Origin of the sequence: Micromonospora sp. NPDC049175 (genome assembly GCF_043197345.1) — a bacterium.
GTDB lineage: Bacteria > Actinomycetota > Actinomycetes > Mycobacteriales > Micromonosporaceae > Micromonospora.
Genome location: NZ_JBICSY010000002.1, coordinates 25,401 through 51,498, shown reverse-complemented (window position 1 = coordinate 51,498; position 26,098 = coordinate 25,401). Strand labels below are relative to the sequence as shown.

General features: G+C 69.8%; 26 protein-coding genes and 2 tRNA genes. 11 read left to right on the top strand and 17 right to left on the bottom strand.

The window, feature by feature from the left end; translation table 11 throughout:
- Positions 1 to 16: 16 nt before the first annotated feature.
- A complete protein-coding gene (locus ACGFH8_RS07025) occupies positions 17 to 1,132 on the bottom strand; it encodes a globin domain-containing protein (RefSeq protein ID WP_393364693.1) in 1,116 nt (371 codons plus the stop codon).
- A 145-nt stretch (positions 1,133 to 1,277) separates the two neighbouring features.
- Here ACGFH8_RS07025 and ACGFH8_RS07020 point away from each other — a divergent pair, with 145 nt between their 5' ends.
- Positions 1,278 to 2,048 (top strand): CPBP family intramembrane glutamic endopeptidase, encoded by a 771-nt coding sequence (locus tag ACGFH8_RS07020; RefSeq protein ID WP_393364690.1) that lies wholly within the window; start codon positions 1,278 to 1,280, stop codon positions 2,046 to 2,048.
- 4 nt (positions 2,049 to 2,052) lie between these two features.
- Here the strand turns inward: ACGFH8_RS07020 and ACGFH8_RS07015 are convergent, their stop codons facing one another.
- Positions 2,053 to 3,822, bottom strand: a complete 1,770-nt coding sequence (locus ACGFH8_RS07015; protein ID WP_393364687.1) for a hypothetical protein — start codon at positions 3,820 to 3,822, stop codon at positions 2,053 to 2,055.
- Between the two features lie 146 nt (positions 3,823 to 3,968).
- Between ACGFH8_RS07015 and ACGFH8_RS07010 the strand changes: the two genes are divergently transcribed.
- From ACGFH8_RS07010 to ACGFH8_RS06990, 5 genes are all read left to right on the top strand, one after another.
- A tRNA-Ser gene (locus tag ACGFH8_RS07010) sits at positions 3,969 to 4,059 on the top strand.
- Between the two features lie 35 nt (positions 4,060 to 4,094).
- Positions 4,095 to 4,167, top strand: a tRNA-Arg gene (locus ACGFH8_RS07005).
- Between the two features lie 117 nt (positions 4,168 to 4,284).
- Positions 4,285 to 4,419 carry a hypothetical protein gene (locus ACGFH8_RS07000; RefSeq protein WP_393364684.1) on the top strand — a complete coding sequence of 45 codons (135 nt, stop codon included), beginning with the start codon at positions 4,285 to 4,287 and terminating at the stop codon, positions 4,417 to 4,419.
- Positions 4,420 to 4,443: 24 nt separating this feature from the next.
- Positions 4,444 to 4,569: a hypothetical protein gene (locus tag ACGFH8_RS06995; protein WP_393364681.1), complete on the top strand. Its 126-nt coding sequence runs from the start codon at positions 4,444 to 4,446 to the stop codon at positions 4,567 to 4,569.
- 730 nt (positions 4,570 to 5,299) lie between these two features.
- Positions 5,300 to 6,490: a serine hydrolase domain-containing protein gene (locus ACGFH8_RS06990; protein WP_393364678.1), complete on the top strand. Its 1,191-nt coding sequence runs from the start codon at positions 5,300 to 5,302 to the stop codon at positions 6,488 to 6,490.
- 213 nt (positions 6,491 to 6,703) lie between these two features.
- On the opposite strand, the gene ACGFH8_RS06985 is transcribed toward ACGFH8_RS06990, so the two are convergent.
- The 10 genes from ACGFH8_RS06985 to ACGFH8_RS06940 all read right to left on the bottom strand — a co-directional run bounded on the left by ACGFH8_RS06985 (position 6,704) and on the right by ACGFH8_RS06940 (position 18,248).
- On the bottom strand, positions 6,704 to 7,363 hold the full coding sequence (locus ACGFH8_RS06985) for a response regulator (RefSeq protein WP_393366991.1): 660 nt from the start codon (positions 7,361 to 7,363) through the stop codon (positions 6,704 to 6,706).
- Positions 7,363 to 8,544, bottom strand: coding sequence for a sensor histidine kinase (locus tag ACGFH8_RS06980; protein ID WP_393364675.1), 1,182 nt, complete (start codon positions 8,542 to 8,544; stop codon positions 7,363 to 7,365). The genes ACGFH8_RS06985 and ACGFH8_RS06980 overlap by 1 nt, the downstream gene beginning before the upstream one ends.
- Before the next feature lie 19 nt (positions 8,545 to 8,563).
- Complete coding sequence (locus tag ACGFH8_RS06975; RefSeq protein ID WP_393364673.1) at positions 8,564 to 10,867, bottom strand: ABC transporter permease; 2,304 nt, start codon at positions 10,865 to 10,867, stop codon at positions 8,564 to 8,566.
- A complete protein-coding gene (locus tag ACGFH8_RS06970; protein ID WP_393364671.1) occupies positions 10,864 to 11,583 on the bottom strand; it encodes an ABC transporter ATP-binding protein in 720 nt (239 codons plus the stop codon). The genes ACGFH8_RS06975 and ACGFH8_RS06970 overlap by 4 nt, the downstream gene beginning before the upstream one ends.
- A gap of 158 nt (positions 11,584 to 11,741) precedes the next feature.
- Complete coding sequence (locus tag ACGFH8_RS06965; protein WP_393364668.1) at positions 11,742 to 12,071, bottom strand: hypothetical protein; 330 nt, start codon at positions 12,069 to 12,071, stop codon at positions 11,742 to 11,744.
- Between the two features lie 141 nt (positions 12,072 to 12,212).
- On the bottom strand, positions 12,213 to 12,629 hold the full coding sequence (locus ACGFH8_RS06960) for a hypothetical protein (RefSeq protein ID WP_393364666.1): 417 nt from the start codon (positions 12,627 to 12,629) through the stop codon (positions 12,213 to 12,215).
- Positions 12,630 to 12,698: 69 nt separating this feature from the next.
- Complete coding sequence (locus ACGFH8_RS06955; protein WP_393364663.1) at positions 12,699 to 13,343, bottom strand: LuxR C-terminal-related transcriptional regulator; 645 nt, start codon at positions 13,341 to 13,343, stop codon at positions 12,699 to 12,701.
- A complete protein-coding gene (locus tag ACGFH8_RS06950; protein ID WP_393364661.1) occupies positions 13,331 to 14,569 on the bottom strand; it encodes a sensor histidine kinase in 1,239 nt (412 codons plus the stop codon). The genes ACGFH8_RS06955 and ACGFH8_RS06950 overlap by 13 nt, the downstream gene beginning before the upstream one ends.
- Positions 14,570 to 14,799: 230 nt before the next feature.
- Positions 14,800 to 15,747 (bottom strand): alpha/beta fold hydrolase, encoded by a 948-nt coding sequence (locus ACGFH8_RS06945; RefSeq protein ID WP_393364659.1) that lies wholly within the window; start codon positions 15,745 to 15,747, stop codon positions 14,800 to 14,802.
- A 182-nt stretch (positions 15,748 to 15,929) separates the two neighbouring features.
- Positions 15,930 to 18,248 (bottom strand): hypothetical protein, encoded by a 2,319-nt coding sequence (locus ACGFH8_RS06940; protein WP_393364656.1) that lies wholly within the window; start codon positions 18,246 to 18,248, stop codon positions 15,930 to 15,932.
- A 286-nt stretch (positions 18,249 to 18,534) separates the two neighbouring features.
- On the opposite strand from ACGFH8_RS06940, the gene ACGFH8_RS06935 reads away from it, so the two are divergent.
- From ACGFH8_RS06935 to ACGFH8_RS06920, 4 genes are all read left to right on the top strand, one after another.
- Complete coding sequence (locus tag ACGFH8_RS06935; protein ID WP_393364653.1) at positions 18,535 to 19,467, top strand: GNAT family N-acetyltransferase; 933 nt, start codon at positions 18,535 to 18,537, stop codon at positions 19,465 to 19,467.
- A 111-nt stretch (positions 19,468 to 19,578) separates the two neighbouring features.
- Complete coding sequence (locus tag ACGFH8_RS06930) at positions 19,579 to 20,172, top strand: TetR/AcrR family transcriptional regulator (RefSeq protein ID WP_393364650.1); 594 nt, start codon at positions 19,579 to 19,581, stop codon at positions 20,170 to 20,172.
- A 25-nt stretch (positions 20,173 to 20,197) separates the two neighbouring features.
- The gene (locus ACGFH8_RS06925) at positions 20,198 to 20,833 is read left to right on the top strand and encodes a DJ-1/PfpI family protein (protein ID WP_393364648.1); all 636 of its coding nucleotides are present in this window, start codon (positions 20,198 to 20,200) and stop codon (positions 20,831 to 20,833) included.
- A gap of 15 nt (positions 20,834 to 20,848) precedes the next feature.
- A complete protein-coding gene (locus tag ACGFH8_RS06920) occupies positions 20,849 to 21,517 on the top strand; it encodes a lysophospholipid acyltransferase family protein (protein ID WP_393364645.1) in 669 nt (222 codons plus the stop codon).
- 58 nt (positions 21,518 to 21,575) lie between these two features.
- On the opposite strand, the gene ACGFH8_RS06915 is transcribed toward ACGFH8_RS06920, so the two are convergent.
- The 4 genes from ACGFH8_RS06915 to ACGFH8_RS06900 form a co-directional block, all read right to left on the bottom strand.
- Entirely contained in the window at positions 21,576 to 21,836 is a 261-nt protein-coding gene (locus ACGFH8_RS06915; protein WP_393364642.1) for a hypothetical protein, read from the bottom strand.
- An 89-nt stretch (positions 21,837 to 21,925) separates the two neighbouring features.
- Complete coding sequence (locus ACGFH8_RS06910; RefSeq protein ID WP_393364639.1) at positions 21,926 to 22,810, bottom strand: SAM-dependent methyltransferase; 885 nt, start codon at positions 22,808 to 22,810, stop codon at positions 21,926 to 21,928.
- Positions 22,811 to 22,903: 93 nt separating this feature from the next.
- The gene (locus tag ACGFH8_RS06905) at positions 22,904 to 23,545 is read right to left on the bottom strand and encodes a hypothetical protein (protein ID WP_393364636.1); all 642 of its coding nucleotides are present in this window, start codon (positions 23,543 to 23,545) and stop codon (positions 22,904 to 22,906) included.
- A 67-nt stretch (positions 23,546 to 23,612) separates the two neighbouring features.
- A complete protein-coding gene (locus tag ACGFH8_RS06900; RefSeq protein WP_393364633.1) occupies positions 23,613 to 24,542 on the bottom strand; it encodes an NAD-dependent epimerase/dehydratase family protein in 930 nt (309 codons plus the stop codon).
- A gap of 76 nt (positions 24,543 to 24,618) precedes the next feature.
- Here ACGFH8_RS06900 and ACGFH8_RS06895 point away from each other — a divergent pair, with 76 nt between their 5' ends.
- Positions 24,619 to 25,350, top strand: coding sequence for a maleylpyruvate isomerase family mycothiol-dependent enzyme (locus ACGFH8_RS06895; protein WP_393364630.1), 732 nt, complete (start codon positions 24,619 to 24,621; stop codon positions 25,348 to 25,350).
- Here ACGFH8_RS06895 and ACGFH8_RS06890 read toward each other — a convergent pair.
- The gene (locus tag ACGFH8_RS06890) at positions 25,301 to 25,900 is read right to left on the bottom strand and encodes a GAF domain-containing protein (RefSeq protein WP_393364628.1); all 600 of its coding nucleotides are present in this window, start codon (positions 25,898 to 25,900) and stop codon (positions 25,301 to 25,303) included. The genes ACGFH8_RS06895 and ACGFH8_RS06890 overlap by 50 nt on opposite strands.
- Positions 25,901 to 26,098 lie beyond the last annotated feature (198 nt).

Genomic DNA, 26,098 nt, shown 5'->3' with positions numbered 1-26,098 from the left:
GTGGGGGGAGGAACGTCTAGAGGTCGCCGAAGGTGTCGTAGCGGATGTGCGGCGGCGGCACCTCGTCGGCGGCGAGCACCCGCAGCGTGGACCGGACCATCCGGGCCGAGCCGGAGACGTAGCAGTCGTGCGCGGTCCACGGGCCGTACCGGGCCACCACCTCGGGAATGTCGCCCAGCTCACCGTCGAAGTCCGGGTCGTCGCTGCACGCCGCGGTGACCGACAACCACGGGTGTGCGGCGACCAACTCCTGCAACCCGTCCAGGCCGTAGAGGTCCGCTGCCTGGCGAGCACCGTAGAAGACGTGCACCCACCGGGTGCGGTTGAAGGTGGCGAGATCCTCCACCAGCGCCTTGATCGGTGCCAGGCCGACACCGCCGGCCACGCAGAGGATGTCCCGTTCCGAGGAGCGGTCCAGGGTCATCGACCCCATCGGCGCCGCCAGGCGGAGTAGCTCACCCGGCCGCACCCGACGCACCAAGGCACCGGACACCCAACCGGCCCCCGGCGACCGGACGTGGAACTCCAACACGTTGTCGTCGTTCGGGGCGTTCGCCACCGAGTAGTTCCGCCACTCCCGGGGGTGGTGGCGCGGCACCTCCAGGCTGACGTACTGCCCAGCCTGCCAACGCAGTGGATGCTGCAACGCCTGGCAGGTCAACACGGCGGTGTCCGGGCCGTAACGCTTGTGGGTCAGCACCTCGGCGTGCCAGAACGGCGGGCCGTCGTCATCGGCCGCGCCGGCCACCATCAGGGCGGCGACCGCGTCGTACGCCTCCCGCCACGCCTGGTCGTACTCCAGGTTCCACCCGTCGCCGGCGATGCGGCGCAGCGCGTCCAGCAGCGCGGTGCCCATCGTCGCGTAGTGCCGATCGTCGACGTGGTACTTCCGGTGGTCGCGACCCAGCGCCCGGAGGAACTCGGCGAAGGTCTCCGGGTCGTCGACCGTGTGGATCGCCCTGACGATCGCTTCCAGCAGCCGGTCGCCCTGGCCGGTCATCTGCACCGGAAAGAGGTGCCGCAGGGCGGGGTCGAGCAGGAACACCCGGGCGTAGAAGTGGTCGGTCAGTCGGGCCCGATCGTCCTCGACCAAGGTCCAGCTCTCCTTCAGCAACCGTGCGAGGTTGTCCACGAGGCGCTCCTCCTCCAGTCGACAGCGGATCGGGCGCCCATAGAATCTCCACGGAGAGTGTCGACTGGTCGCACAGAATGTGCGATCGGCTCATGCTGGTCGGTCGGCCGTGCCGCCGGTGCCACTCGTCGGGCAGAGTGGTGCGGTGACAGTTGAGCTGACCCGCCCGGTGTCCCGCCGCCTGCTGGGCACCGAAACACTGCTGGTCCTCGGCCTGTCCCTCGGCCAGTCGGCGGTCTACGCGGTGGTCTCGATCATCGCGAAGCTGACCGCCGAGGGTCCGCTCTCCAAACAGACCGCCTCGCTGAACACGTCGGCGTCGACCCGGCCCTGGCTGGACCTCACCTACCAGCTCCTCGGCATCGTGTTCGCGCTGCTGCCGGTGCTGCTGGCCGTACACCTGCTCAGCCGTGACCCCGGCGACCCGGCGCGGACCCTCGGCGTGGACGCCCGGCGGCCCGGCCAGGACCTGGCCCGCGGCGCCGGCCTGGCCGCGCTGATCGGCCTGCCCGGGCTGGCTCTGTTCTTCGTCGCGGCCCAGCTCGGCCTCAACGCCACGCTGGTGCCGGCCGCGCTGCCGCAGGTCTGGTGGGCGGTCCCCGTGCTGATCCTCGCCGCCGTGCAGAACGCCGTGCTGGAAGAGGTGATCGTGGTCGGCTACCTGGTCACCCGGCTGCGCCAGCTCCAGTGGCGGCTCGCCGCGATCATCGCGGCCAGTGCGCTGCTGCGCGGCTCGTACCACCTCTACCAGGGCTTCGGCGCGTTCGTCGGCAACGCGGTGATGGGCGTGATCTTCAGCCTCTTCTACCTGCGCACCCGGCGAGTGCTGCCGCTGATCATCGCGCACACCCTGCTCGACGTGGTCGCCTTCGTCGGCTACGCGTCGTTGCCCCGGGAGTGGTTCGACTGGCTCTGACGGATCAACGCCGGTAGACGGCCACCGTCCGAGCGGCGAGCCGGTCGGCCGCCGCCGCGTCACCCAGCGCCGCCGCGAGGACCGCCGCACCCGGCAGCAGCCGAGCCACCAGCCGCAACGCCACCCAACCGCCGGCCTGCACGACGAGCGGCGCGGCCAACCGCCACGCCGCCTCCGCGGCCCGCGGCCACGCCCCCTCGACCGGGTCGCCAGCCGTCTGCGCCGCGGTCAGAGCCTCCCGCGCGCTCGCCGCGTCCGGGTGCACCTGGGTCAGCACCAGCAACTCGACGGCCCGGTCGGGATGCGCCGGATCCCTGCCGTACACCGCCGCCAGGTGCAACACCAGGTTCGCCTGCGTCCACAACACCGAGGCCAGCTCGGCGAGCGGCGCGAAGAAGCCAGCAAGCGCCGCGGTCGCCCCACCCACGCCCGCCGCCCGCACGTACCGCCGGGTCACCATCCGGGCCAGGCCGTCCGCCGGAGCGTCCGGATACCTGTCCCGCAGCCGCGCGGCCCACTCGGCCGCGCCGGGCCCGAGCGACCGCACCGCGGCAAGCGCCAACAGCTCCGGCGCGAAGCCCGGGTGATCGAGCACGCGCGCGGCGACCGCCCGCAGCTCCGATTCCGGGGTACGCCCCGGCACCGGGTCACCGACCAGCACTGGGGCCGCCGTGGGTTGCGGTGCCAGGGTGGGTTCGGTGGGTGTGGCGTTGTGGGGCGGGGTCGCCGTGAGTTGTGGTGCCGGGGTGGGTTCGGTGGGTGTGGCGCTCCGGCGCGGGGTCGTCGCGCGCTTGGCCGCCGAGGCAGTGCGTCTGGCCGGGGTGGCGGATTGTGTGGTTGGGCTGGTCGCGCTCGTGGTCGGGGCGGCGCTCTCGGTCGGGGCGGCGCTCGTGGTCGGGCTGGCTGCCTTCTCGGCGGGGGCGGCCTTCCTGGTCGGGGTGGCCTTGCTGGTCGGGGTGGCCTTGCTGGTCGGGGTGGCCTTGCTGGTCGGCGCGGTCGCCGCGCTGGCCGGGGTTGGCGCCTGGCCGGTCGGCCTGTCCGTCGTGTCGGTCGCAGCTGGCGCAGCCGGGGCGGTGGCGGTCGACTTCGTGGCCTTCCGGGCGGTGGCCTTACGCGGGGTGGCGCGAGCCGACGGCGTGCGTGCCGATGCTGCGGCGGATGGCTGCCGGCCGCCTGCGGGCGGATCGGCCTGGTCGGCGGCGGCTGAAACGGCCCGGTCGGCGGCGGGCAGCGTCTCCTCGGGCGGACCGGGCTGGTCGGCGGCGGGTGGGGTCTCGTCGGCCGGGCCGGTCCGGTCGGCGGCGGGTGCGGGCGCCTGCGGCGGACCGGGCTGGTCAGCGGCGGGTGGGGTCTCGTCGGCCGGGCCGGTCCGCTCGGCGGTGGGTGCGGGCTCCTGCGGCGGGCCGGCCTGGTCGGCGGCGGGTGTGGCCTTCTTTGGTCGGCCGGTCTGCTTGGTGGCGGGCCGGGCCGTCTCGGATGGGCCGGTCTGGTCGGTCCCGAGTGCGGCGTCCTCGGGTGGGGCGCTCGGTGCGGAAGACGGTCGGCGAGGCTGCCGAGGCAGCGGGCGGTCCGGTTCCGGAGGCTGGAAGAGCACCGCCGGGGCGGCCTTGGCCCGTCGAGGGCGCGGGCTCGCCGGAGCGGCCGCCGGCGGTGGCACCGTCTCCCCGGGCTGCTCCGCGGCGGTCGGAGGCGTGAAGGTGGGCCGCGGGGAGCGCCGGCGCGCTCGTTCAGCAGGCTCTCGACGGGTCGACTCGCTGGGCGGCTGCTCCTGCATATCGATGGAGCGTAGTCCCGATCACGCCGTCGCACAGCGCCGAAACACGGGGGCGGGACGACCCTGGTCGGCGTACCCCGGAAGTCGTTTTGCTCCGGGTGGGTGGCGACCTGTATCCTCGGGCGCGGTGGTCTGCGGATCACCGGGGAGACTTCGCCTAGTCTGGTCTATGGCGCCGCACTGCTAATGCGGTTGGGGTCTTAAAGCCCCTCCCGGGTTCGAATCCCGGAGTCTCCGCGCGAAAGCCGGGTGTGTAGACTGGCTGAGCACGAGCGCCCGTAGCTCAATGGATAGAGCATCTGACTACGGATCAGAAGGTTAGGGGTTCGAGTCCCTTCGGGCGCACAAGATCAAGAGAGCCTGACCTGCGGAAACGCGGGTCAGGCTCTCTTGCTTACTGTCCCTTGTGGAGGCTTGGCTGCTCGGTGGCTGCTCGTCCGACGAGGCGAGGCGCAGACGGTGATGAGCGCGGCGCTGGCGGCCGCGGCGGTCGGTACCGCCTTCCTGCTTTTGGCGGTCACCGGCGGCAGCGGGCTAGGGCTTGGCGACGTCCGGCTGGCCGCGTTGCTCGCCGCGGCGCTGGCACCCTTCGGTTGACGCGCGGTGTTCGTGGGGGCGGTGATGCCCTACAGGCTCGCCGCTCCCGAGGCGCTGACCCGCCTCGCGCTCCGAGGCGATCCTGACATCGCCTTCGGTCCCTATCTGCTCGCTGACGCCCTCGTCTCGGTCGCCCTCCTCGGCCCGTGACCGCATGCCGCGTCGCCGTCAGCACGTGGAAGTATCTGCCCGCCCGCAGCCAGCGACACCCTGCCTGATGCCGGCATACGGGCCAACCTGCCCAACTGGGGACGCCCGAACGTGCACAGGCCCAGAACGACGCCCAACGATTGAATCCGGAGATCCGCGATCCTGCCGTCGATCTGGCTATCAACTTCAGCGACGTTCGGCTGTCCGAGCCGAGCCAAGATCGTGACAACTGAGGGTGACTGTTTGGCGCCTGAGTCGCAGCGCGCATCGTGGCATGAGAGCGCACTCGATCTTGGTTCCGTGAATGGGTGAGGGGGCGATGCTCAGAGATCGCGCCGATGGCGGAGCCGGTCGAATGCTTTCGGGAAGGGCGCCATGTCGAGCGCGTGGGCGATTGTCATCGCGCACTCGTCGGCGCTGTTATTCGTGGTGTCCCACGACGATGGTGAATTCTCCGATCTCGTAGACCGACGGCTGGGAGCGGGCGAGCCCGATAGGCCGATCGCCGCGGGTCGACTGACAAGCAGGTCGAGGATTTGGAGCTGCAGGGGTGTCCGCTCCCACCGGGCCGTTCTCGTCACCAGTCCGCCGCGCCGAAACCCACCCACGATCACCGACGTGCGGAATATAGGAGCTAGCACTACCACGCTTCGGGATGCCTGCGGGATCGAGTCGGGACAGCGCTTCTTCGTACGCTTCATCGACCAAATAATCTCCGAGGGAGTGCAAGATGAAGAAGACACGGACTGTTCGGATCGCGGCTGCGGCGACCCTGGTCAGCGCCACCCTGGTCGGTGCGCTGATTACCGTCAGCGCGGGACCGTCGGCGTACGCCGGGCAGCACGGAGCCGGTGGTCCGGTGTCCACAGCGGATCACCTGCGAGCAGCCGTCGGCGACTTGCACACCCTCGGCATCACCGGTGTGCAGGGCCTCACCCGAGTCGGAAACCAGACGACCACGGCGCGTTCCGGCGTAGCGAACATGGACACCACATCGCCGGTTCCCGCGAACGGCTACTTCCGGATGGGCAGCAACACCAAGACGTTTGTCGCGGTGACCCTGCTGCAGTTGGTCGGCGAGAAGCGGCTGTCGCTGGAGGACCCGGTGCAGCGCTGGCTGCCCGGCGTGGTGTCCGGCAACGGCAACGACGGCAGCAAGATCACCGTACGGCAGCTGCTGCAGCACACCAGCGGCCTCCCGGAATACCTCGATGACGTCCCGCTCACGCAGTCCGCGAAGGATTTCCGCGCGCATCGCTTCGATCACTACGATGCGAAGGATCTGGTGGCGCTGGCGATGAAGCACCCCCCGCTCTTTGCGCCTGGCACGTCGTGGAGCTACTCCAACACCAACTACGCACTCGCCGGAATGATCATCAGCAAGATCACCGGGCATTCCTGGGCCGAGGAAGTACGCACCCGCATCCTGGCCCCCCTGAACATGCACCAAACCTACTTCCCAGGCAACAACCCGACGATTCGCGACCCGCACGCCGAGGGATATAACCAGTTTGAAGCAGACGGTCCTCTGGTGAACACGACCAAGTTCAACCCGACCGCGGCCGACGCGGCCGGCGCGCTGGTGAGTACACCGAGCGACCTGGCGCGCTTCTGGCAGGCGCTGCAGGGCGGCCGGCTGCTCGCGCCGGCCCAGATGGCACAGATGCACCAGACAGTCCCCGCGCCGGATATCGCGGCCGTTCTCCCGGGTGCGCAGTACGGCTTGGGAATCATGCGGATCGACGACAGTTGCGGCGTGTACTGGGCACACCCCGGCGACACCCCCGGATCGGCCACCTTCAACGGGGCCAGCCCCGACGGAAAACGGGTCACCGTACTTTCGCTCACCACCCAGCTCGCGAACCCGCTGCCCGTGTACTCGCGCGCCAATCAGCTGATGGACGAAACCCTCTGCCCCTGAGCCTCGACCGGACGTGGCGGCGTCTCGACGAACTGGTTCGACGCCTCGAGACGGGGAACGTGGTTTCAAAACTCGAGCAAATATCCGCTGGTTCGAGATTTGGTTCTTGGATCCACAGGGCCAAGAAAATTGGCCCTGTGGATCCAATTCGAGGTCCCCCAATAGATGCCCGGTACTGGAACAAGTACTTTCCCACCTTGGAATAGATCGGCTCTAGCGGTCACCGCCGGGCCGTACCAGCCCTGACTCGTACGCGAGGACCACCGCCTGGACCCGGTCGCGGAGCCCCAGCTTCGCCAGGATCCGGCCCATGTGGGTCTTCACGGTCGCCTCGGCGACCTGCAGCCGGCCACCGATCTCGAGATTCGACAGCCCTTGCGCCACGAGCAGCAGCACCTCCCGCTCCCGGTCGGTCAGGGCCGGCAGGGCCGCCACCGCGGGTCCCTCCGCGACGAGCCGGCCGGCGAAGCGATCCAGCAGGCGCCGGGTCACCCGGGGCGCCACGACCGCGTCGCCGCTGGCCACCACCCGGATCGCGGTCAGCAGCTCCTCCGGGAGCACACTCTTGAGTAGGAAGCCGCTCGCCCCCGCCTGCAGCGCCGCGAACGCGTCCTCGTCGGTGTCGAAGGTGGTCAGCACGAGCACCCGGGGCAGCGGGCCGGTGGCGCAGATGCGTCTGGTCGCGGTGACCCCGTCGAGAACGGGCATCCGCAGATCCATCACCACGACATCAGCCGGGGTCGTCCGCAGCAGTCGCAGCGCCTCGGCGCCGTCGCCCGCCTCACCGACCACGGTCATGTCCCGCTGATAGTCCAGGACCATCCGGAAACCGGCCCGGACCAGGTGCTGGTCATCGACGAGCACGACCCGGATCACACCGCCAACGCCCGGGCGCCGGCCAGCGGGATGCCGGCGTGGACCCGCCACCCGCCGTCCGGGTCGGGCCCGGCTGCGAAGGTGCCGCCATACAGGGCCACCCGCTCGCGCATGCCGATCAGCCCGTGCCCGCCGGGAATCGCCGGCTCTGCGCAGGCACCGAGATCTGTCACCTCGATGTCGATGACGCCCGGTCGGTAGCTGAGGGTCACCGTGGCGGCCGGGTCCGGGCCGGCGTGCTTCAGCGTGTTGGTCAGCGACTCCTGCACGATCCGGCAGACCGCCAGCGCCACGCCACCGGGCACCTCGGGCGGGGCGCCGTGCACGATCAGGTCAGCCGTCAGACCGGCGTCGCGGGCGCGTTGCACCACGGCTTCCACCTGGTCCAGCCCGCCCGGGATGCGGTCGGACGGGCCGTCGCCGTCCCCCCGGAGCAACACGACGAGCTGCCGGATCTCCCCGAGGGCGTCGCTGCCGGTCGCGCCGATGGTCCGCAACGCCTCCCGGGCCCGCTGCTGATCGTGGTCGAACGCGTACGCGGCACCGTTGGCTTGCAGGATGATCACCGACAGGGAGTGCGCGACGATGTCGTGCAGCTCCCGGGCGATCCGCGCCCGTTCTTCGACGACGGCGATCCGCGCCACGTGCTCGTGTTCCCGCTCGGCACTGAGCCGGCGCTCCGCCACCGCCTCGCGCAGCTGGCCGCCGTACCGCACGGTCAGGCCCACGGCCCAGATCACGGCCGCGTAGCCGGTCCCGAACCAGAAATTCCAGGCGATGTCGCGGACGGTGAGTGCCGCCCATCCCGTGCCGGGGCCGTTCTGCAGCGGCAGCACCACGGCGCCGACCACCCACGCGCCGAGACCGCCGGCCACCGCGCGCCGCATCGTCGCGGTGTGGACGATGGTCGCGTACATGGCGGCGGCGATCGTGACCAGCAGCATGCCGTCGTGCAACTTGGTGCCGTTGACCTCGATCGTCGCCGTCACCGTGGTGAGCACCGCCACGACGGCGAGGACGGTGATCGGCCACCGCCGCCGCCACATCAACACCAGCCCGGCCAGCACCCCGAAGATCAGGCCGCCCAGCCGGAACTGGTGCCACCACCACGTGGACAGGGCAGCCACCGAGCAGGACACCAGCAGGTCGGCCGGCAATCCCCGGACGCGTGACGACATGCCGGTCAGCGTATGGGCTTCACTCATTGCGCAGCTCCGGGGCTCGCAGCAGGCGGAACAGCAGCGGCAGGCCGGCGGCCGTGACGGCCAGGACCATCGCGGCGACGGTGGCGGTCATGGTGGCGATCGCCGGCCAGTCGAAGGTGATCGGGGCCTGGGTGACCGCGAGCAGGACGGCCGACAGGCTGCTGCCGATCAGGACCGCCAGGAGCAGCCCGACCGCGGCCGGAACAGCGACCTGGTAGAGCACGGACGCGGACATCGTGCGCCGCCGTGTGCCGAAGGCGGCGAGCACGGCCAGCAGCCGGCGGCGCTCGCGTAATTGCTCGGTGACGTTGACGAGCATGCTCGCGCCGATGAACAGCAGGAGCAGCACCGCGCAGCCCTGGGCCACCTGCCGCCCACCGGCGAACTGGTCACCGATCCGCCGATCGGCGAACAGCTGCGGGGGCGCGGCCGGGTCGAGCCGGGTCATGGTGGTGCGGACCCGCTCGATGGCGTCGGGATCGGCCCGGTCCAGCCGCATCAGGTAGGCGTCGGTCTCCAGGCCGCGCAGGTCGGGCCGGACCCCGAGCGCCGCCGGGGTGGCCAGGAACGACATCGGGGCGGACTCGCCGGAGTACAACGTCACAGTGTGCAGGTCGGTGGGCACCTTCCAGCGGGACACCGGCGCCTTGTCGTCGACGCCGTGGAAGGCGGCGACGGTCCCGGACGGCAGCGTGGGGCTCTCCCAGCCGGGCATGACGGCCCGGAAGCTGTCGCCCTCGGTGCACGACGGCAGCGGTGCGAACTGTCGGAGCGCGTCGCAGTCGCCCACCCGTACGCTCACGCCGATCTCGTTCTGAGGGGTGGCGCGCAGGTAGCCGTAGCCGGCGGTGCGCACCTCCTCGACGCCCTCGGTTCCGGTTAGGGCGGCGCCCCAGCCCTTGCCGTCGGCGCCGTTGGTGTAGACGGCGGCCTGGAAGCGGTCGGCCGGCGGCTGGGTCCCGCTGGTGGACGCTATCGAGGTGGCGAGCAGCCCTTGGACGGCGATGAGGCCGGCAACAGACACCGCGATCCCGGAGACGGAACGGACGGCGGCGTCGCTGTCGAGTTGCAGGCGCCGAATGCCGAGCTGCCAGGCGACGCTGCCCCCGCCGAGGTGCCGGACCACCGCCTGCACGAGCCAGGGCAGCAGCACGACGACCCCGGCCAGCAGCAGGATCGCCCCGGCGGCGAGCTGGCCCCGGGTGCCGTCGCCGACGTCGCCGGTCAGCCCGCCGAGCAGGGGGTAGAGCAGGGCCACGCCGATGCCCGGGGGGATCAGCCGCCACCAGAGCCGGCGGCGGCGTACGCCGCTCCGCCGCACCACGCCGAGCGGCTCGATGACGACCCGGCGCAGCGCGGACAGGGTCGCCAGGACCGCGCCGGTCGGCACCGCCAGCAGGATCAGGGCGAGCAGGGCCGGCACCGGGCGCAGGTCCGCCGCGTACGGGCTGAAGTCGGCCGGCAGCAGACCGCCCACCGTGCCGCGGAGGACGAGGAAGACCAGGCCGCCGACGCCGAGTCCCAGCAGCGCGCCGATCAGGGCGTCGCCTGCCGCGATGCGGTGCGTCATCCGGCTGTCGGCGCCGACGAGTCGGATGGCGGCGAGTTGCCGTTCCCGGCTCGCGCTGCCGAACCGGACGGCCGTGGTCACGAAGACCAGCACCGGCAGCACCATGATGGCTGTCCCGATGACAGCGAGGATCACGATCGTCGCGTCGGTGGTGGGGGTGCCTCCCCCACCGAACGAGACTGCCCGCGCCGCTCCGTCCTTTGTGGTGAGCGTTTCCGAGCCCAGGTAGAAGTACACCTCGTCGGGCCCCGAGAGCCCCGGCGGCGTTATCACTCCGGCCACCCGGGCGGACCACCGCTCGCGCAGCACCTCACCGCCCGGGCCGTCGAGAAGGACGGCCAGCGCCGGTGAGACGAACATTTCCCCGGCCGCCGGCAGCCGGGTGATCCCCGGGGGCGCCGGGGCGCGATCGCCCTCCGGGCGCAGGATCCGGCCCCGGATGACTTCGTCGTGGAACTGGGTCTGGGTGGTCTGGGACAGCAGGGTGCCCGGACCGGCCTGCTCGGCGGAGGCGCCCAGCGCGCGATCGGCGCGTCGCTGCTCGCGGGCCGAGACGGCGGTCGGCGTGGCGGCCAGCACCAGCAGCATCCCCACGCCGAGGCCCACCCCGGCCGTGATCAGGGTGAGCCGCAGCCAGCCGGAACGCCCGCCGGACACGCTCAGCCGCACCCCCAGGACGAGATCGTCCAGCCAGGCGAGCCGGCCCCGGGCGGCGATGCCATTCATCTGGCGACCGCCGGGGCGACGGCGGCGCCATCGGCGAACGCCACCTCGCGGTCGGCGCAGGCGGCGATGAACGCCTCGTGGGTGACGAGCACGACCGCACTACCGCGCTGTTTCGCGGCGGCGACGAGCAGGCGCATCACCTGCTCACCGTTGCGGGAGTCGAGCGAGCCGGTGGGCTCGTCGGCGAAGATCATCCGAGGGGTGTTGATCAGCGCGCGGGCCACCGCGACCTGCTGCCCCTGCCCCCCGGACACCTGCCCGGGGCGTTTGCCCGCCACCTCGGTCACCTCTAGGTCGGCGAGCAGTTCGGCGGCCAGCCGTTCCGCCTGCTTACGCCGCCTGCCGGCGAGCCGCAGCGGCAAGGCCACGTTCTCCAGGCAGGTGAGTTCGGGCACCAGTTGGCCGAACTGGAAGACGAACCCGAACGCGCCGCGCCGCAGCGCACTGCGCTCGCGGTCGGACAGTGCGGTCAGGTCATGGCCCTCGAAGGTCACCCGGCCGGAATCGGGGGCGAGAATGCCGGAGAGACAGTGCAGCAGCGTGGACTTGCCGGAACCGGACGGCCCGGTCAGTGCCAGCACCTCACCCGCGAAGACCTTCAGCGAAGCGCCGTTCAGAGCCTGGGTGATGCCGAACGACTTGCTCACGTCGTCCGCGACCAGCAGCGGTGGCGATGGCACGGGGAAACTCCCGGTTGGGTCGGAGACCGAAGACATCCACGACGCTAGGGATCGAACGAGGCGAGGACGTCCACCCTGATGCCGGATCTGCTCGTACGACTTGAGTCGTACGCGGAAGCGGTGCCGGCGGAGTTGAGGGGGTACCGGGCCCGGTCTACGACTGCCGGACGAGGAGATCCGCTCTCACCCACCGGCTATGAACGCTGTTCACCATCACCGAGGTTCAGCATGAACGGCGACCCCGGATGATCCGGCTGCCATCCACGCTCAAGCGCTTGCCGTATGGCGCTGGCGACCGCCGAAGGCAGCACCGGAGCTGCCGTCGCGTTCACCCAGTTGTCCGGACGAGGGGAAGCCAACTCGACGATAAGGGTGGCGCAGCCAGGTGGGTCCGTCCGCTCGACGGCAAAGCTCAGCGGCGACCAGGTCAAGCCTTGGCAGTACGTCGGCTTCCTACGGATCAACCAGCGATAGCCCTTGTCATCGACAACGATCCGCCTACTGCCTCGCTTGTTGATTGCCACAGTTCCTCCCGCCACACAGGGAAGCATTCCGCAACCGTACAGCCATTCGTGCAGCCAAGCCGGTCGACGGCGGTAGGGCGAAGGCGGCGTCAGCCGACAGAAGTCCTGATCTTGGCAAGGCAGGGGCGGGACCCATTCGTTCTAGGCCAGGCAGTGCGCCCACACCACGACCCTCGACGGCCCGTGGCCGCTGTCGCGGATGGTGAGAATCCCGAGTTCCACCCGCTGCCCAAACGAGCCGGGGGCCAGGCAGGTGGGACGGGTGCCGCCGTAGGTCTCGCCTGCGGCGTCGGTCCAAGGAATGTCCGCTACCAGCGGTAGACCCTCGCCGTCGCGATCCCCACCGTCGGCGGTAAAGCCGATCGCCGTACCGTCGGAGTTCACCGCGGTCACCGTTCCCTGGACGATGGCTGGCTTGCCATTGTCGGCAGTCATGCCCCAGGTCGCCGCCCCGCCCAGTAATACGCCGGCGACCACCATGAGGAGTAGCGCCCAGACCGGAACCCGCAGAGAGCGGGACAGTCCCGGCGACAAGTGACCTGTGGCAGGTGTCGTCATTGCCGCAGTTTAGTGATCCAGCCCCGTCCGTTGTGGACGCTCGGCTTTGGTGGGGTAGAGGCCAAGGACTCAGCCTTCCAGGTAGGCGAGGACCGCCAGGACGCGGCGGTTGTCGTCCTCGGAGGGCTTGAGACCGAGCTTGGTGAAGATGCTGTTGCTGTGGTTGCTGACGGTTTTCTCGGTGACGAACATCCGGGCGGCGATCGCAGCGTTCGAGCGGCCCTGGGCCATCAGGGTGAGGACCTCGTGCTCGCGTGGGGTCAGCTCCAGGAGCTTAGGGTCGCTGGAGCGGTGGGTGAGTAACGCACTCACCACGTCGGGGTCCATAACGGTGCTGCCGGTAGCGACCTGCCGGACACTGGCGACGAATTGCTCGACGTCCGTAACCCGGTCCTTCAACAGGTAGCCCACCGCGCCCGCGCGATCTGACATCAGCTCCCTGGCGTAGATCTGCTCGACATACTGCGACAGCACCATGATGGGCAGCCCTGGAATCTGGCGGCGGGCCTCGATCGCGGAACGCAGCCCCTCGTCGGTGAAGGTCGGCGGCAATCGCACGTCGACGATGGCGACGTCGGGGCGGTGCGTCGTCAGCGACCGGATCAGCGCGGGGCCGTTGTCGACGGCTTCCACGACCTCGAATGAATTGGCCCGCAGGATCCTGATCAGGCCCTCGCGGAGCAGGGCGAGGTCCTCGGCTATCACGATACGCACGGCAGTGACATCCTCACCTCGGTAGGTCCGCCCGGCGGGCTGTCAACGGTCAGCGTGCCGTCGAAGGCCGACAGGCGACGGACGATGCCGCGCAGGCCCGTGCCGGAATCGATCGAAGCACCCCCACGGCCGTCGTCGGACACCAGCATCGTCAGTTCCCCGGCAGCGCCGCCCCGGTGGGGTGCGAACTCCACGGTGATCCGGATCCGCTGGGCCTGGGCGTGCTTGATGGCGTTCGACAATGCCTCGGCGACGGCGAAGTAGGCCGCGGACTCGATCGGGGCCGGCAGCCGTCCGGGTAGGCGGGTCACCACCGTGGTCGGGATCGGATTGGCCAGGGCCAAGGCCTTGAGTGCGCCGTCCAGGCCACGGTCGGCCAGTACCGGCGGATGGATGCCTCGTACCAGGTCGCGCAGCTCGGTGAGGGCGCTGGAGGTCGACTCGCGGGCCTCGGCCAGCAACTGCTGGACGGCCTGCGGATCGTTGGGCAGTAACTGTTCGGCCAATCCCAGGCTCATACCCAGCGACACCAGCCGGGCCTGCGCGCCGTCGTGCAGGTCGCGTTCGATTCGGCGCAGTTCACCGGCCTGGGTGTCGACGGTCTCAGCTCGGGAGGTCGCCAACTGTTGGACGCGGGCCCGCAGGCGCGCCTGTTCGGTGGGGCCGAGCAGAGCGCGGATCACCCGAGCGTTGAGGTTCGCGAGGCGCACCGCGGTGACGTACCAGAGCAGAAGGAAAACCGGACCGAGCGGTACCAGCCCGAACGACTGCGCGACGCTGTGCAGCCGGAAGCCCTCCCCCAGCGGAGTGCGGAATACCTGAGAAGGCGTCAGCTGATAGATGAGCGGATAGCTCAGGTATACGACTCCGAGTAGGAAGAACAGCAGCGACAGTCCGCAACTCAACCAAATGGTGATCGAGTTGACCGCCAACCAGATCCAGTCCCGCCACGTCGCCGGGTCGCGCAGGATCGTCCAGAGCCGCACCGGCCACCCGGCGTCCGGCGTCGGCTGATAGGGCCGGGCGGGCACCGGTTCGCCGAGCCGGTCGGCGGCCCACTGGCGATGCAGATCGGCAAACCAGCGCACCAGTACGGTCGCGAGCAGGGTCAGTGGGATTCCGACGCCAAGCGCGGCGACCGATATCGAGGTGATCCAGAGTGTGGCCAGCACGGCACCTAGGGCCGCGCCCGACAGCAGCACCAGCGACCAGCCCAGCAGGCTCATCCGCTGGGCCAGCGCGGAGCGCGGATTCGTACCGCTGCTCGTGACGCGACCCGGCCCGGAGCCCTCCCGCGAGGGCGAGGAACCGCCGGACGTGGCGGTTCCGCTGTTATCGGTCATCTCACTCCATCATCGCGCATCGTGCCGTCTCCGCGGACTTGTTGACCGAGAACGCCGGGGCAGCGCCGGTCAACCAGGCTCGCCGGTCCCGTCAGCCGTCGGCCCGATGGCCCTTACTCGACGGTGGTGGTCATCTGTTCGATTTCCTTGAGCACCAAGGCGGGCTTGTCCTGGGGAACGTCGTGCGAGCTTCCCTCGGCGATGACGAGTGCGCGGTCGGGCCCCGCTTTGGTGAACGCCGCCGCCGCGTCGCGCCAGGCCTGCGCGTCCTGCGGAGATCCATCGAAGGGCGTCTTGTCCGACACGATGTAGATGACGGGAACGCCGTCGGGCCAGGAGACCTTGTGGTACGCCTGGTGCGTGGGACCGAAGTTGTCGGCCGTGGCGATGAGCTGGCGGTTCGCCTTCGTCGACGGCGCCTTCTTGAGCTCTTCGATCTGCGGTGTGGTTAGCGCGACGAGGCGTTGGGTCTGGGTGTCGGTGAAGAATTGCGGCACGTTGGCATCGACGAGCACCGCCCCGGAGACAACGCCGGGGTTCGCGAGGGCGAAGTAGTGGGCCACCTCTCCTGCCTGCGAGTGGCCCGCGAGGACCACGTTCTGGGTGACGCCGAGTTCACGCAGACCGGCCTGCAGGTCGGAGGCGGCGGCCTTGGGGTCCCATGGGCCCTTCACCTCCTCGCTGGCGCCCAGACCGGCCCGGTCGTAGGTGATGATCTGCGATCCGGTGGCCTGCGACAGCTGCGGCACCAGGGCATCCCAGTACGAGGAGTCCTCGCCACCGCCGGCGTCCAGCACGATGGTGGGAGAACTTCCGGGCGTGACGTGGAAGGCAAGCTGATGCCCGTTGTTGGCGATCATGTGCAAGCCCGCTGCGGGGGCCGCACCTGCCGCGCCGGCCGCACTTGTCGAGGTCGAGGGAACCGCCGCTACCGAACTGGCCGCGGGCGCGGCCTTCGGCGCCGCTGAGTCAGCACACCCGGCGACTGCCGCTGTCACGGCGACGGGAAGGACGAGGGCCAGGACGGCCCGCTGGAACCGGAAGATCTTCTGCGTGGTCATGGAAATGAGCTTCCACGGTTTCTAGATCTTGCTCGATCCTGCTGCCGCCCAGTCGGGTTGGGAGTTACCCCTACCCTCGCAGCGCCCGGCTGAGCCGCACCTGCCGAACGCCTGACGCTCGGGCGGCGGCGGACCCCGGTCGCACCGGGACCCGCCGCCACCGCTCTGTCCTAGGGCGTGTCCTATCGCGTGCCGATGGTGACGGCGCGCCCGCCGGGCCGGTACAGCAGCAGATGGTCCGCGCTGCCGGTCTGCCCGAAGTCATAGGCGACGATCCGGTCCTGGGCGTTGCGCAGGTCGAACCAGCCGACGCTGCCGACGCCCTGGTGGGAGACGTGGACCGCCGAGTACGTGTCGTTGGGGTCGTGCCGCACCACGTCCAGGTAGCCGGTGCCGGGCCGGTAGACGGCGAGGTGGTCGGCCATGCCGGCGTGGGCGTAGTCGAAGGCGACGATGCGGTCCCGCGGGTCGGCGAGGTCGTAGCCGCCGATGCCGCTGGACGACATGAGGTGCGGCCAGAAGGTGTTGCCGGCCGCGTGCCCGACGATGGTGACGAGCCCGGCGCCGGGGCGGTACAGCAGCAGGGCGTCCTGCTTGCCGGTGTGCGCGTAGTCGTAGGCGATGACCTGGTCGTTCGGGCTGGTCAGGGCAAAGCCGTCGATGCCCTGATGCGACCCGACGACAGTCGTGAACGGCCCCGCGGCGCTGTGCTGCAGGATGAACAGCGCGTTGTCGCCGGGCCGGTACGCCACGAGGTGGTCGAGCTTGCCGCTGTGCTCGTAGTCGTAGGCCACGAGCCGGTCCTTCGGCGACGCCAGGTCGTAGCCGCCGATGCCGCTGGTCGAGGTGTACACCGGCCAGAAGCTGCCGTCCGACGCGTGGCCGACGACGTGCACAACGCCCGTCCCCGGCCGGTACAGCACCAGGTAGTCCTGCCGGCCGGTGTGCGCGAAGTCGTAGCTGATGATCTGGTCGTTGGTGCTGCTCAGATTGAAGCCGCCGATCCCGTTCGTGGACCTGAACACCGTCTCGAAGCTGGGCCGCTCGGTGCCGACCGTCGCCTTTCGCCGCAGCACGTAGACGATCCCGGTGCCCGGCCGGTAGACCAGCAGGTGATCGAGCTTGCCGGTGTGCTCGTAGTCGAACGGCACCACCCGGTCTCGGGGATCGGCCAGGTCGTACCCGCCGATCCCGCCCTGCGACTTGAACGGCACCCGCAGGTCGGGGTTGGTGAACGCCAGGCTCAGGTCGTTGTAGAGCGTCACGTCCTTCTTGACGAAGCCCTTCTCGGTGACGACGCCGTAAGGGTTGTTTTCGGAGTCGCGGTACGAGAACAGGACGAGTGGGCCGGTGTAGTCCTGGGCCTGCCACATCCGGACGCCCTTGACCAACTGGTCCCGTTTCTCCGACCACCACGAGGCGGGATTGGGGTAGATCAGCCCGTAGCCCCACTCGGTGCCCCAGATCTTCTTGTCCGCGTCGCCCCTCCGCACCATCACGTCGCGGACCGCGGCGAGCTCACCACAGATCTGCCCGGGCGTGTCATCGGCCGGCGGTCCGAACAGGTTCTCCCAGGGCGCGCCACATTTCGACGTGTCCGGGGCGTCGTGCATGTCGGAGTACGGATGATGGGCGACCGCATCGAACGTGTCCTTGTAACCGTGGGCGTACCCCCAGTCCAGCCACGCCGACGGCGACCTCGCCGCGTCGCCGTGAATCGCGCCGAGCCCCGCCGACCCGCCGGCCAGCACATAACACTGGCCGCACGTGGCGCGGATCTCCGTGGACGCCATCTCGACCAGCTCCCAGTACCGGGCCAGCGTCGCGGTCGCGTCGGCGGCCGGGTCGTAGATTCCGTCCCCCGGCCGGATGACGCCGTCGTCCCCGTACACGCCGTCGTACTTGCCGAAGCCGTCGATGTTCGGCTCGTTCCACACCTCGAAGGCGTCGACGATGGGCGGGGTGCCGGGCGGCGAGCCCGGCGGCGGCCCGTAGTGCTGCACCGTCTGCTCCACGAGCGTCTTCCAGCCCTCGCTGTCCATCGGCAGCCAGGTCTCCGGCGGGTCCTGGTTCGGTTTCTCCGTCCAGCCGTGGCCGCCGTTGAGCCAGCTGGGCGAGCCGAACAGGGTCACGAGCGGTCGCATACCTTTGCGGTGCGCCTCCATCACCACCTCGTCGAGGTGGTCGAATTTCATGGTGATGGCACCCGTGACATCGTCTTTCGACGCGAACGTGTGAAAGTCGGTCCATGCCCTGATGATCGGCGTGCGGCCCGGGACGAACCCCTGCATGCGGTCCAGATGGTCGCCGATCCCGCCAGGGGTTTTGAAGTCCCAGCCGACCTCGGAGAAGCCGACGTCACGGTTGCTGTAGGGGTAGCGCGACTGCACCGGATCAGCGGACGCCGGGGCGGCGTCGCCGCCGGCGGCGACGAAGACCGAGGCCGCCAGTGCCATGAGGGCCGCCGCCGACAGGGAGACCAAGCGTTGTGCTCGGATCATGGGTGACCGTTCCCGCCTTCCGCTCAGAGCGCGCCGTGAAACGGTCGCTCATACACCCGGACCCGGGGCGGACAGGCTTGTCGCCGTGCGACGTACCCGCAGCGCCCCGTCCTGACATCCGCGTGTCAGCCGCCGCGCGAGGAATGTAGCTGATCTTCGATTCGTCAATCAAGAGCGTAAGGTGAACAGCTCACTACCGCCCGTACGGTGAGCGCCGGTCGGCCCCGGACCAGCGGAGCCCCTCGGCGCGCGCGGATCATGGGCTGAGTTTCGCTAGCCTCTGCAGGTGATCTCCTATCGCGCCACCGCCCCCGCGGACCTCGACCGCGTGACCCCGTGGATCGTGACCGAGCCCGTGGGGTGGATCCCCGCCGACCGTTACCTGGCCGAACTGGCCGAGGACATGTACCGGCCGGAATGGACGTGGATCGCCGAGCACGACGGCCAAGTCGTGGGACGGGCCTTGTGGTGGGGGCCGAAGGGCAGCCCGCATCCGGTCGCGCTCGACTGCCTCGACGTGGATCCAGCCGTGGGCGACCGTGCCGCCGTCGCCGCCGAGCTGATCAGGGCCGCGCTGGCCGGATTCCCGGAGCCGGTGGAGTACCTGATCGAGGTCACCGGTGGTTGGCGTGACGATCCGGCCACGTTGGCGGCCGTGGAGTGGCGGCGGGCGGCGGCGCATGCGGCGGGCCTCACCCGCGAGGTGGAGCGGCTGCAGTTCGAGTGGGCACCCGCCGACGGGGTGCCCCCCGCGGCCGGCAGGCTGCGGTTCACCGAGGCCTCCGACGAGGAGTTCCTCGCGGTGTTCAGGAGAATCGCCGAGGGCAGCCTGGATGCCCAGACCCGTGCGAGCCTGGCCGCCAAGGGCGTGGACGCGACCGCGCGCGAAGAGATGGGCTTTTATCTTGGGGCGCCGGGCAAGCGGGAGTGGTGGCGGATCGCCTACACGCGCGAGGGCGAGGTGGCGGGCATGGCGATTCCCTCCGCGACCCCGTACAGCGTGAACGTCGGCTATCTCGGGGTGGTGCCGGAGTTTCGCGGGCGCGGCTACGTGGACGAGGTGCTCGCCGAGATCACCCGCCTTCACGCGACCAACGGGGAGTCGCGCATCACCGCCACCACCGACATGGGCAACGCGCCCATGGCGGCCGCTTTCCGTCGCGCCGGGTATCGCAACACGGGGATCCGGATCAACCTTTCCAACGACGTCCAGCCCTAGGGCGGTGCCGACATCGCGACGCACGAGCTCGGACCGCCTCGCCGACGTTATGGATCGCAGGAGATAGCGACGCGATAGACACCGTCTACGTCGACCTGGTAGACAGTGTCTATGCCGGAGTCGGACGGGGGTCTTCGCGCTCGCCTGGTCGAGGTTGGTGTCGACCTCGTGACGCGAGAGGGCACACCAGCCCTCTCGTTGCGCGAGATCGCCCGTCGAGCGGGGGTGTCGCATGGCGCGCCCCGTCGTTACTTCCCCAGCCACCACGCCCTGCTCGCCGCCATCGCGCGGGAGGGCTATCTGCGCCTCGGTCGGCAGGTCACCGACGTGGTCGGCGACGACGACGGGGACCCGTACGGGCAGCTACTCGCACTGGGCCGGATGTACCTGGAGTTCGCCCAGGCCAACCGCGGCATGTTCGAACTGATGTTCCGCCACGACCTGTTGCGGGGCAACGGCATGGGCCTGCGGGAGGCCAGCGGCCCCCTGTTCGGAGTTCTGGTCGACCTGGTCACCAGAGCCTCACCCACACCGCCCGGCGGCCCGGCGCCTTCCGTCGTCGCCGGCGCACTGTGGGCCAACCTGCACGGCATCGCCCAGCTCTGGCTGTGGGGCAGCCTGCAGACGGTGATGGAAACCGACGACGCCGAATCGCTGCTGCACGCCGCGCTGGACGCGCATCTCCGGCCGACACGCAGCCTCTGATCAGCCACCTCACGGAGCGGCCCAGATGCAGATCGCCATCCTTCTCTTCGAACGGTTCACCGCACTCGACGCCGTCGGGCCCTACGACGTTCTGTCCCACCTGCCCGGCGCCGAGACCGTCTTCGTCGCGCAGCACTCGGGTCCGGTCGTCAACGAGGTGGGCACCCTGCGTCTCACCGCCACCGCCACCCTCGCCGACGTACCGAGACCAGACGTCATCGTGGTGCCGGGCGGGCCGGGCTGGCACGCCCAGATGATCGATGGCCCGGTACGGCAGTGGCTACGCACCGCGGACGAGCACAGCACCTGGACCGCCTCGGTGTGCACCGGATCGCTCCTGCTCGCCGGGGCTGGCCTGCTCACCGGCCGTCGAGCGACCACCCACTGGCTGGCGCATGACCAACTGGCGCCGCTGGGCGTCGTCCCGGTCGCCGAACGCGTCGTCACCGACGGCAAGTACCTGACCGCCGCCGGGGTTTCCGCCGGCCTGGACATGGCATTCACCCTCGCCGGACGCATCGCCGGCGACACCGTCGCCCAGACCATCCAGCTCGCCCATGAATACGATCCCCAACCGCCCTACCGTGCCGGTTCTCCGGACCAGGCCCCGCGTGGCATCGTCGACGCGCTGCGCGCCCGCCGCAACGCCATCCTCTACTGACAGCGAAGGGGACACATGCTGCTGCAAGCGACCGTGCGGCTGGTGATCGCACCGCTCGCCCGGCTGCTCTACCGGCCCGTCATCGAGGGGAGCGAGAACGTCCCGCGGCGCGACGCCGTGATCCTGGCCGCCAACCACCTGTCCTTCATCGACAGCATCGTGATCCCACTGGTGACGCCGCGACCTGTCGCATTCCTCGCCAAGGCCGAGTACTTCCGACAGCCCGGAATCAAGGGATGGCTCACGCGTACCTGCCTGACCGGCATCAACGCCATCCCGGTGCAACGAGGCGGCCACCGGGCAGCCCAGACATCGCTACAGGTCGCCCTCGACGTCCTCGCAGACGGACGAGCCTTCGGCATCCATCCGGAAGGCAGCCGGTCACGCGACGGGCGGATCTACCGCGGCCGTACCGGCGTCGCCTGGCTCGCGCTCGCCTCCGGCGCTCCGGTCATCCCCGTTGCCGTCCTCGGCACCGACCGGATCCAGCCCGTCGGTGCCCGACTCCCCCGAGTCGGCCGGATAACCGTGCGCTTCGGCGCGCCGCTGTACTTCGCGCAGCCTCCGACCGGCAGTAACGGCCAGACCCGACGCGCTGTCACCGACGAAATCATGGCCGCAATCCAGGATCTGTCCGGTCAGGAGCCGGCCAACCGCTACAACGAACTGTCGACAGGTGCCTAGCGACTGACGATGGCCCTCAAGCCGGCCAGGCTGCGCCGGTAGGAGCGGCGCCCGTCGGTCACTCAGCGCCTGCTATCCGGCGCTGCTCCTCGGCAACCATTGCCATGAAGCTGATCAGCACGGGCAACGGCAGCTCGCCGACGTCCAGGAGCACGCGCGGGTCCGCGGACGCCTCGTCGGTGAACAACACCGTCATGAGGGCCGGTCCGAGCCCGTCGCTGGCGAGCTCGGCCAGCTCGATTGCCTGGGCGTCATGCATGGCGTCGACGTAGGCCATGACCTCGAACCGTCGCTGACCATGATTCAGCTCGATGCTCACCCACGAATCATCTCCCGCGTGCCTCCGTGAGCCGACCCCAGCTTGGCCCGGTAGGCCGGAAGTGCCGAGACCATCGCCGTGAACTCAGATCATGCCTTTTCGAGCACGACCAGGTGGTACTCCAGCCAGCGCCGTGACAATCCAACCTGCAACGCGGATCCGCCGATCATGTTGGCCCAGAAGGGCATCTCCACAACACGTTCGCGTAGCCGTGGAACGACGGCCGTGGCGCCCACCGCCAGCTTGATCAACCGGTCGCGCGGCCGGCCGAGGCGCAGATATGCGGTGAGATCCAGGTCCTCGACCAGGCGCAAGCCGGCGCGCTCGGACATGGCGACCAACTCGCCCACCGTGTGCAAACTTCCGACCCGCCACCCGGCGCGGAACTGGTCGAGGCAGCGCTCACGAGCGGCGAGCCCGCGATCCTTGTCGGTCATCCAGTCGTCGCACAGGATCAGGCGGCCTCCGGGGCGCAGCCGATCCGCCAGGGACGGGAGCAGGTTCTCCAGTGATGGCGAGTGAACGACAGCCTCCACGGCGACCATGGCGTCGTAGTGCGGGCGGGCGGGTAGTTCCGCGAAATCGGCACAGATCACGTCACAGCGGTCGGTTAGTCCTTCGCGGGCGAACCGTTTCGCCGCGATGTCGGCCTGCACTCGGCTGATCGTCACCCCGGAGATGAGCCCGTCCACCTCGCGAGCCAGTCGAACCATCGTCCCACCGACGCCACAGCCGAGGTCGAGGACCCTTGCCCCGTCCGCGGGGACGTGCCCGCGCACACGTTCGATCATCAGGCGATTGACAGTGTCCATAGCCTCTGCGGTGTTCGCGACATCCGGGGTCCACACGCCACGGTGGATAGCGTCACTGCCGGGGCTCTCGGCGACCAGAAGGAACCGCCGCGTGTTGTCGTCGTAGTAGTCGGCGACGCGATCAACGTGGCCAGATGGGGCGCGCTCAGGTGTCGAGCTCATCGACGGAAGTTATCACGGTGGCGTTCTGGCCCGGGGCGTCGTGCGATGGCGCCGGACCGCGTGCGACGGACTGGCGCACCTGTGCGCGGAGTGTCAGCGTGCCCGGCTGACGGACACGACCCGCGGGTCCGCGGAGTAGCGGCGAACGACGTCGTCGGCGTCGCCAGCGGTGGCACCGGGATCCAACAGCACCTCCAGGCACGACGGTTGCAACTCCTCCAACCCGAAGCCCTCGACCACCTGATGCGGGTCGAAGCGGTGGTTCTCGCGTATCAGCTCAGCAGCGGACTCCCCCTGCCGTACGCAGACCACCACTTCGGGTTGAGGGCCACCCCAGGCCAGTGCGGGAGCCGCCACACCGATGGTGAGCACCACTGCCGAACCCACGCCGATCACTGTCGTCCGGCCAAGCCCCGGCCGGCTGGCCGGCGAGATCACCGCCACCAGGGCGGACAGCGCGTACACCCAGAGAGCCCGCTTGTCCGCCGAGTCATGGAGGGCCAACGCGACGACGCCGGCCCCGACGGCATGGGTGACCAGGCTGATCCTCCGGAACCCCGGTGAGTCGACGAGCGCCGCCGGTATCGCGGTAAGCGCACCGAGCACCAGGAAGAGCACGACCAGCCCGTACGCACTCCATTCGTGGCGCGCGTCCAGGGCGAGCAGCACGAGGGCAACCACGAATCCGCAGACGACAAGCGGCGGACGGAGGAGCGCCAGGAGGCGTACGACCATTGGAAGACCGTACGCGAAGTGACCGACGTGATTAAAGGTTCTCCTCCGCCCCGGCAGACAGCCAGCGCTACCACCGGGCCGTGGCTCGCCAGACAGACTCCTGCGGGGTCGGATCGTCACTGACGTCACCGTTCTCGCGGAACCACGTCAGCGTCTTGGCTAGACCGGTGGCCAGGTCGTCGTGTTTGACCACCGCCTGCAGGGCAAGTCGGCTCACGTCGAGCACCAGGTCCGCATCGCGGAAGGGGAAGTAGTCACGTGCACGGACGGTGGGGTCGGGGGCGGGGACCACTCTCGGCTGTACTCCGGCTACCTCTCCCAGGATCGCCAGATACTTGAGGAGCGTGTAGCTGGCCGGCTCGCCCACGTTGAATGTTCCCGCACCCAGTTTGCCCGCGCAGGCGGCGGCCACCACCTCGGCGAGCGCTTGGGCATGGCAGAACTGGAGGCGGGTGCCGCCGTCTCCGGGGACAAAGACCGGCTGGCCAGCCAGGAGGCGAGACCACAGGAACTGCTCGCGCGGCTCCGGGTTGTGGGGACCGTAGACGTACGGCGGCCGGAGGACGGTCAGACCGATGTGGCTCGCGCCCCTCAGCACGGCCTCGCACTCCGCCTTCGCCTCGCCGTAACCACCCCAGATGGGATCGCCGTCGGCTTGGTCGCCCTCTCGAAACGGCGGGGACGACACCGATCGGTTGTAGACGGCGGCCGAGCTGATGAAGACATAGGGCAGTCTCTGCGATTGTGGCAAAGCCGCGAGCACGTTGCTGACGTGGCGCGGTTCCGTGCCCGAGACGTCGACGACCGCGTCGAAGCCCGCCAGGCCCAGATCCTTCAGTTGCGTGGCGTCGTTGCGGTCCGCGACGAGCTGCCGTATTCGCGGATCCCACAGCGGCCGGGAACCCCTGTTGAGGACTGTGACCTGGTGGTCCTCGAGCAACGCGGTCACGATGGCGCGGCCGATGAACTGCGTACCGCCCAGCACCATCACCCGCATTTGCCACTCCTTGAGAGCCAGCAGACGGCGTCGCGGCGACTCGGCCGTGCCCGGGAGAACCCAGTATGGTGATTTTATGCCCGCGCCCTCCTTCGCGGATTCCCCCACCGGCCTGCTGCCGCGCGTCACCGAGGCTGCCGGCCGGGTGCTGGCGACAATTGAACGCCTGGGTGAGGACGAGGTACGCGGCCCGTCCCGGCTGCCGGGCTGGAGCCGCGCGCACGTCTTGGCTCACCTCAACCGGGGCGCTGACTCCCGGGTGCGGCTCCTGGAATCGGCCCGGACCGGCCGGGTGATCCGCCAGTACCCGGACGAGGCCTACCGGGAACGGGAGATCGAGCAGTGGGCGGGTCGTAGCCTCGCGGACCTTGTGGCGGACTTCCGGGTCTCGGACGAGCGACTGCGCGCCGCGATCGCGGACCATCCGGCCGACTGCTGGGGGCGCAACGTCCGTTGGCTCGGTGCGGAGGAGCGCAGCGTCGACGACGTGGTGCCCAGCCGGCTTCGTGAACTGGAGGTCCATCACGTCGATCTCGACGCCGGATACGGGCCGCGAGACTGGCCGGATTGGTTCGTCCAGGCCGAGCTGCCAGGTGTTGTCGACGGTCTGCGGGATCGGCCGGAGGTCCCCGACCTGCGACTTGTCGTCTCGGGGGAGGACGCGGCCTACCAGTTCGGGGCGCGGCCGACCAGGACGGTCGAGGGTGAGTCGAGTGTGCTCCTGGCGTGGCTGACGGGGCGCGGTGACGGCGGAGGCCTCACCGTCGAGCCGGCTGGCCCCCTGCCGCAGCTGCCCGACTGGAAATAGGAAGCGATGTCGCCTCGTGCAACTGCCGGGCGAGGCTGGCGGTGCTGTCGCAGAGCCTCGCGTTGGCCAGGGCCACGGCGGCGTACGCGGCGAGGGTTTCCAGCACGGTGATGGTGTCGTCGTCGAAGGCGAGCGGGGTACGGGCGTGGACGTTGAGCGCGCCGACGACCGCCTCCTGGACGGGCATTCCGATCGACACGGAGCTGCCCACTCCGATGCTCCTGGCGCGCTCGCCCCACTCGGGCCAGCGGTTCTCAATGCCGAGATCAGGCACGGAGAGGACGGCGCCGGTGGTGGCGGCGTCCAGACACGGGCCGCTCCTCGGGGCGTACCGCGGCTCGTCCAGGTCGAAGGCCAGGTCGCCGGCGGACGCCGCGATGTGCGCGGCCTCCCCGCGAAACAGCGTGACCGACACCTCCACCGGCACCGGCAGCACCCGTTGGCCCATCTCCGCGACGTGTTGCAGAACGTCGTCGAGACTGGTCTCGCCGAGCGCGACGCGGCCGAGTTCGGTGAAGGCGTCGGTTGGGTCCATCGGTGAGTGGGTCATCGCGTCAGGTCCTCACGACCGGCGTGCCCGTCGGGGAACCAGATAGACGGTCTGGGTGGGCACGCGGATGGCAGCCCGCGGATCGTGGGCCGCTGCACGGACCCTTAATGGGCGGAGCCGGGACCAACGCCGGTTGCTCGACGCCGATTCGCCACATCCGCAAAGACGGGTGTGAACTACAGGTACCCGACGATACTC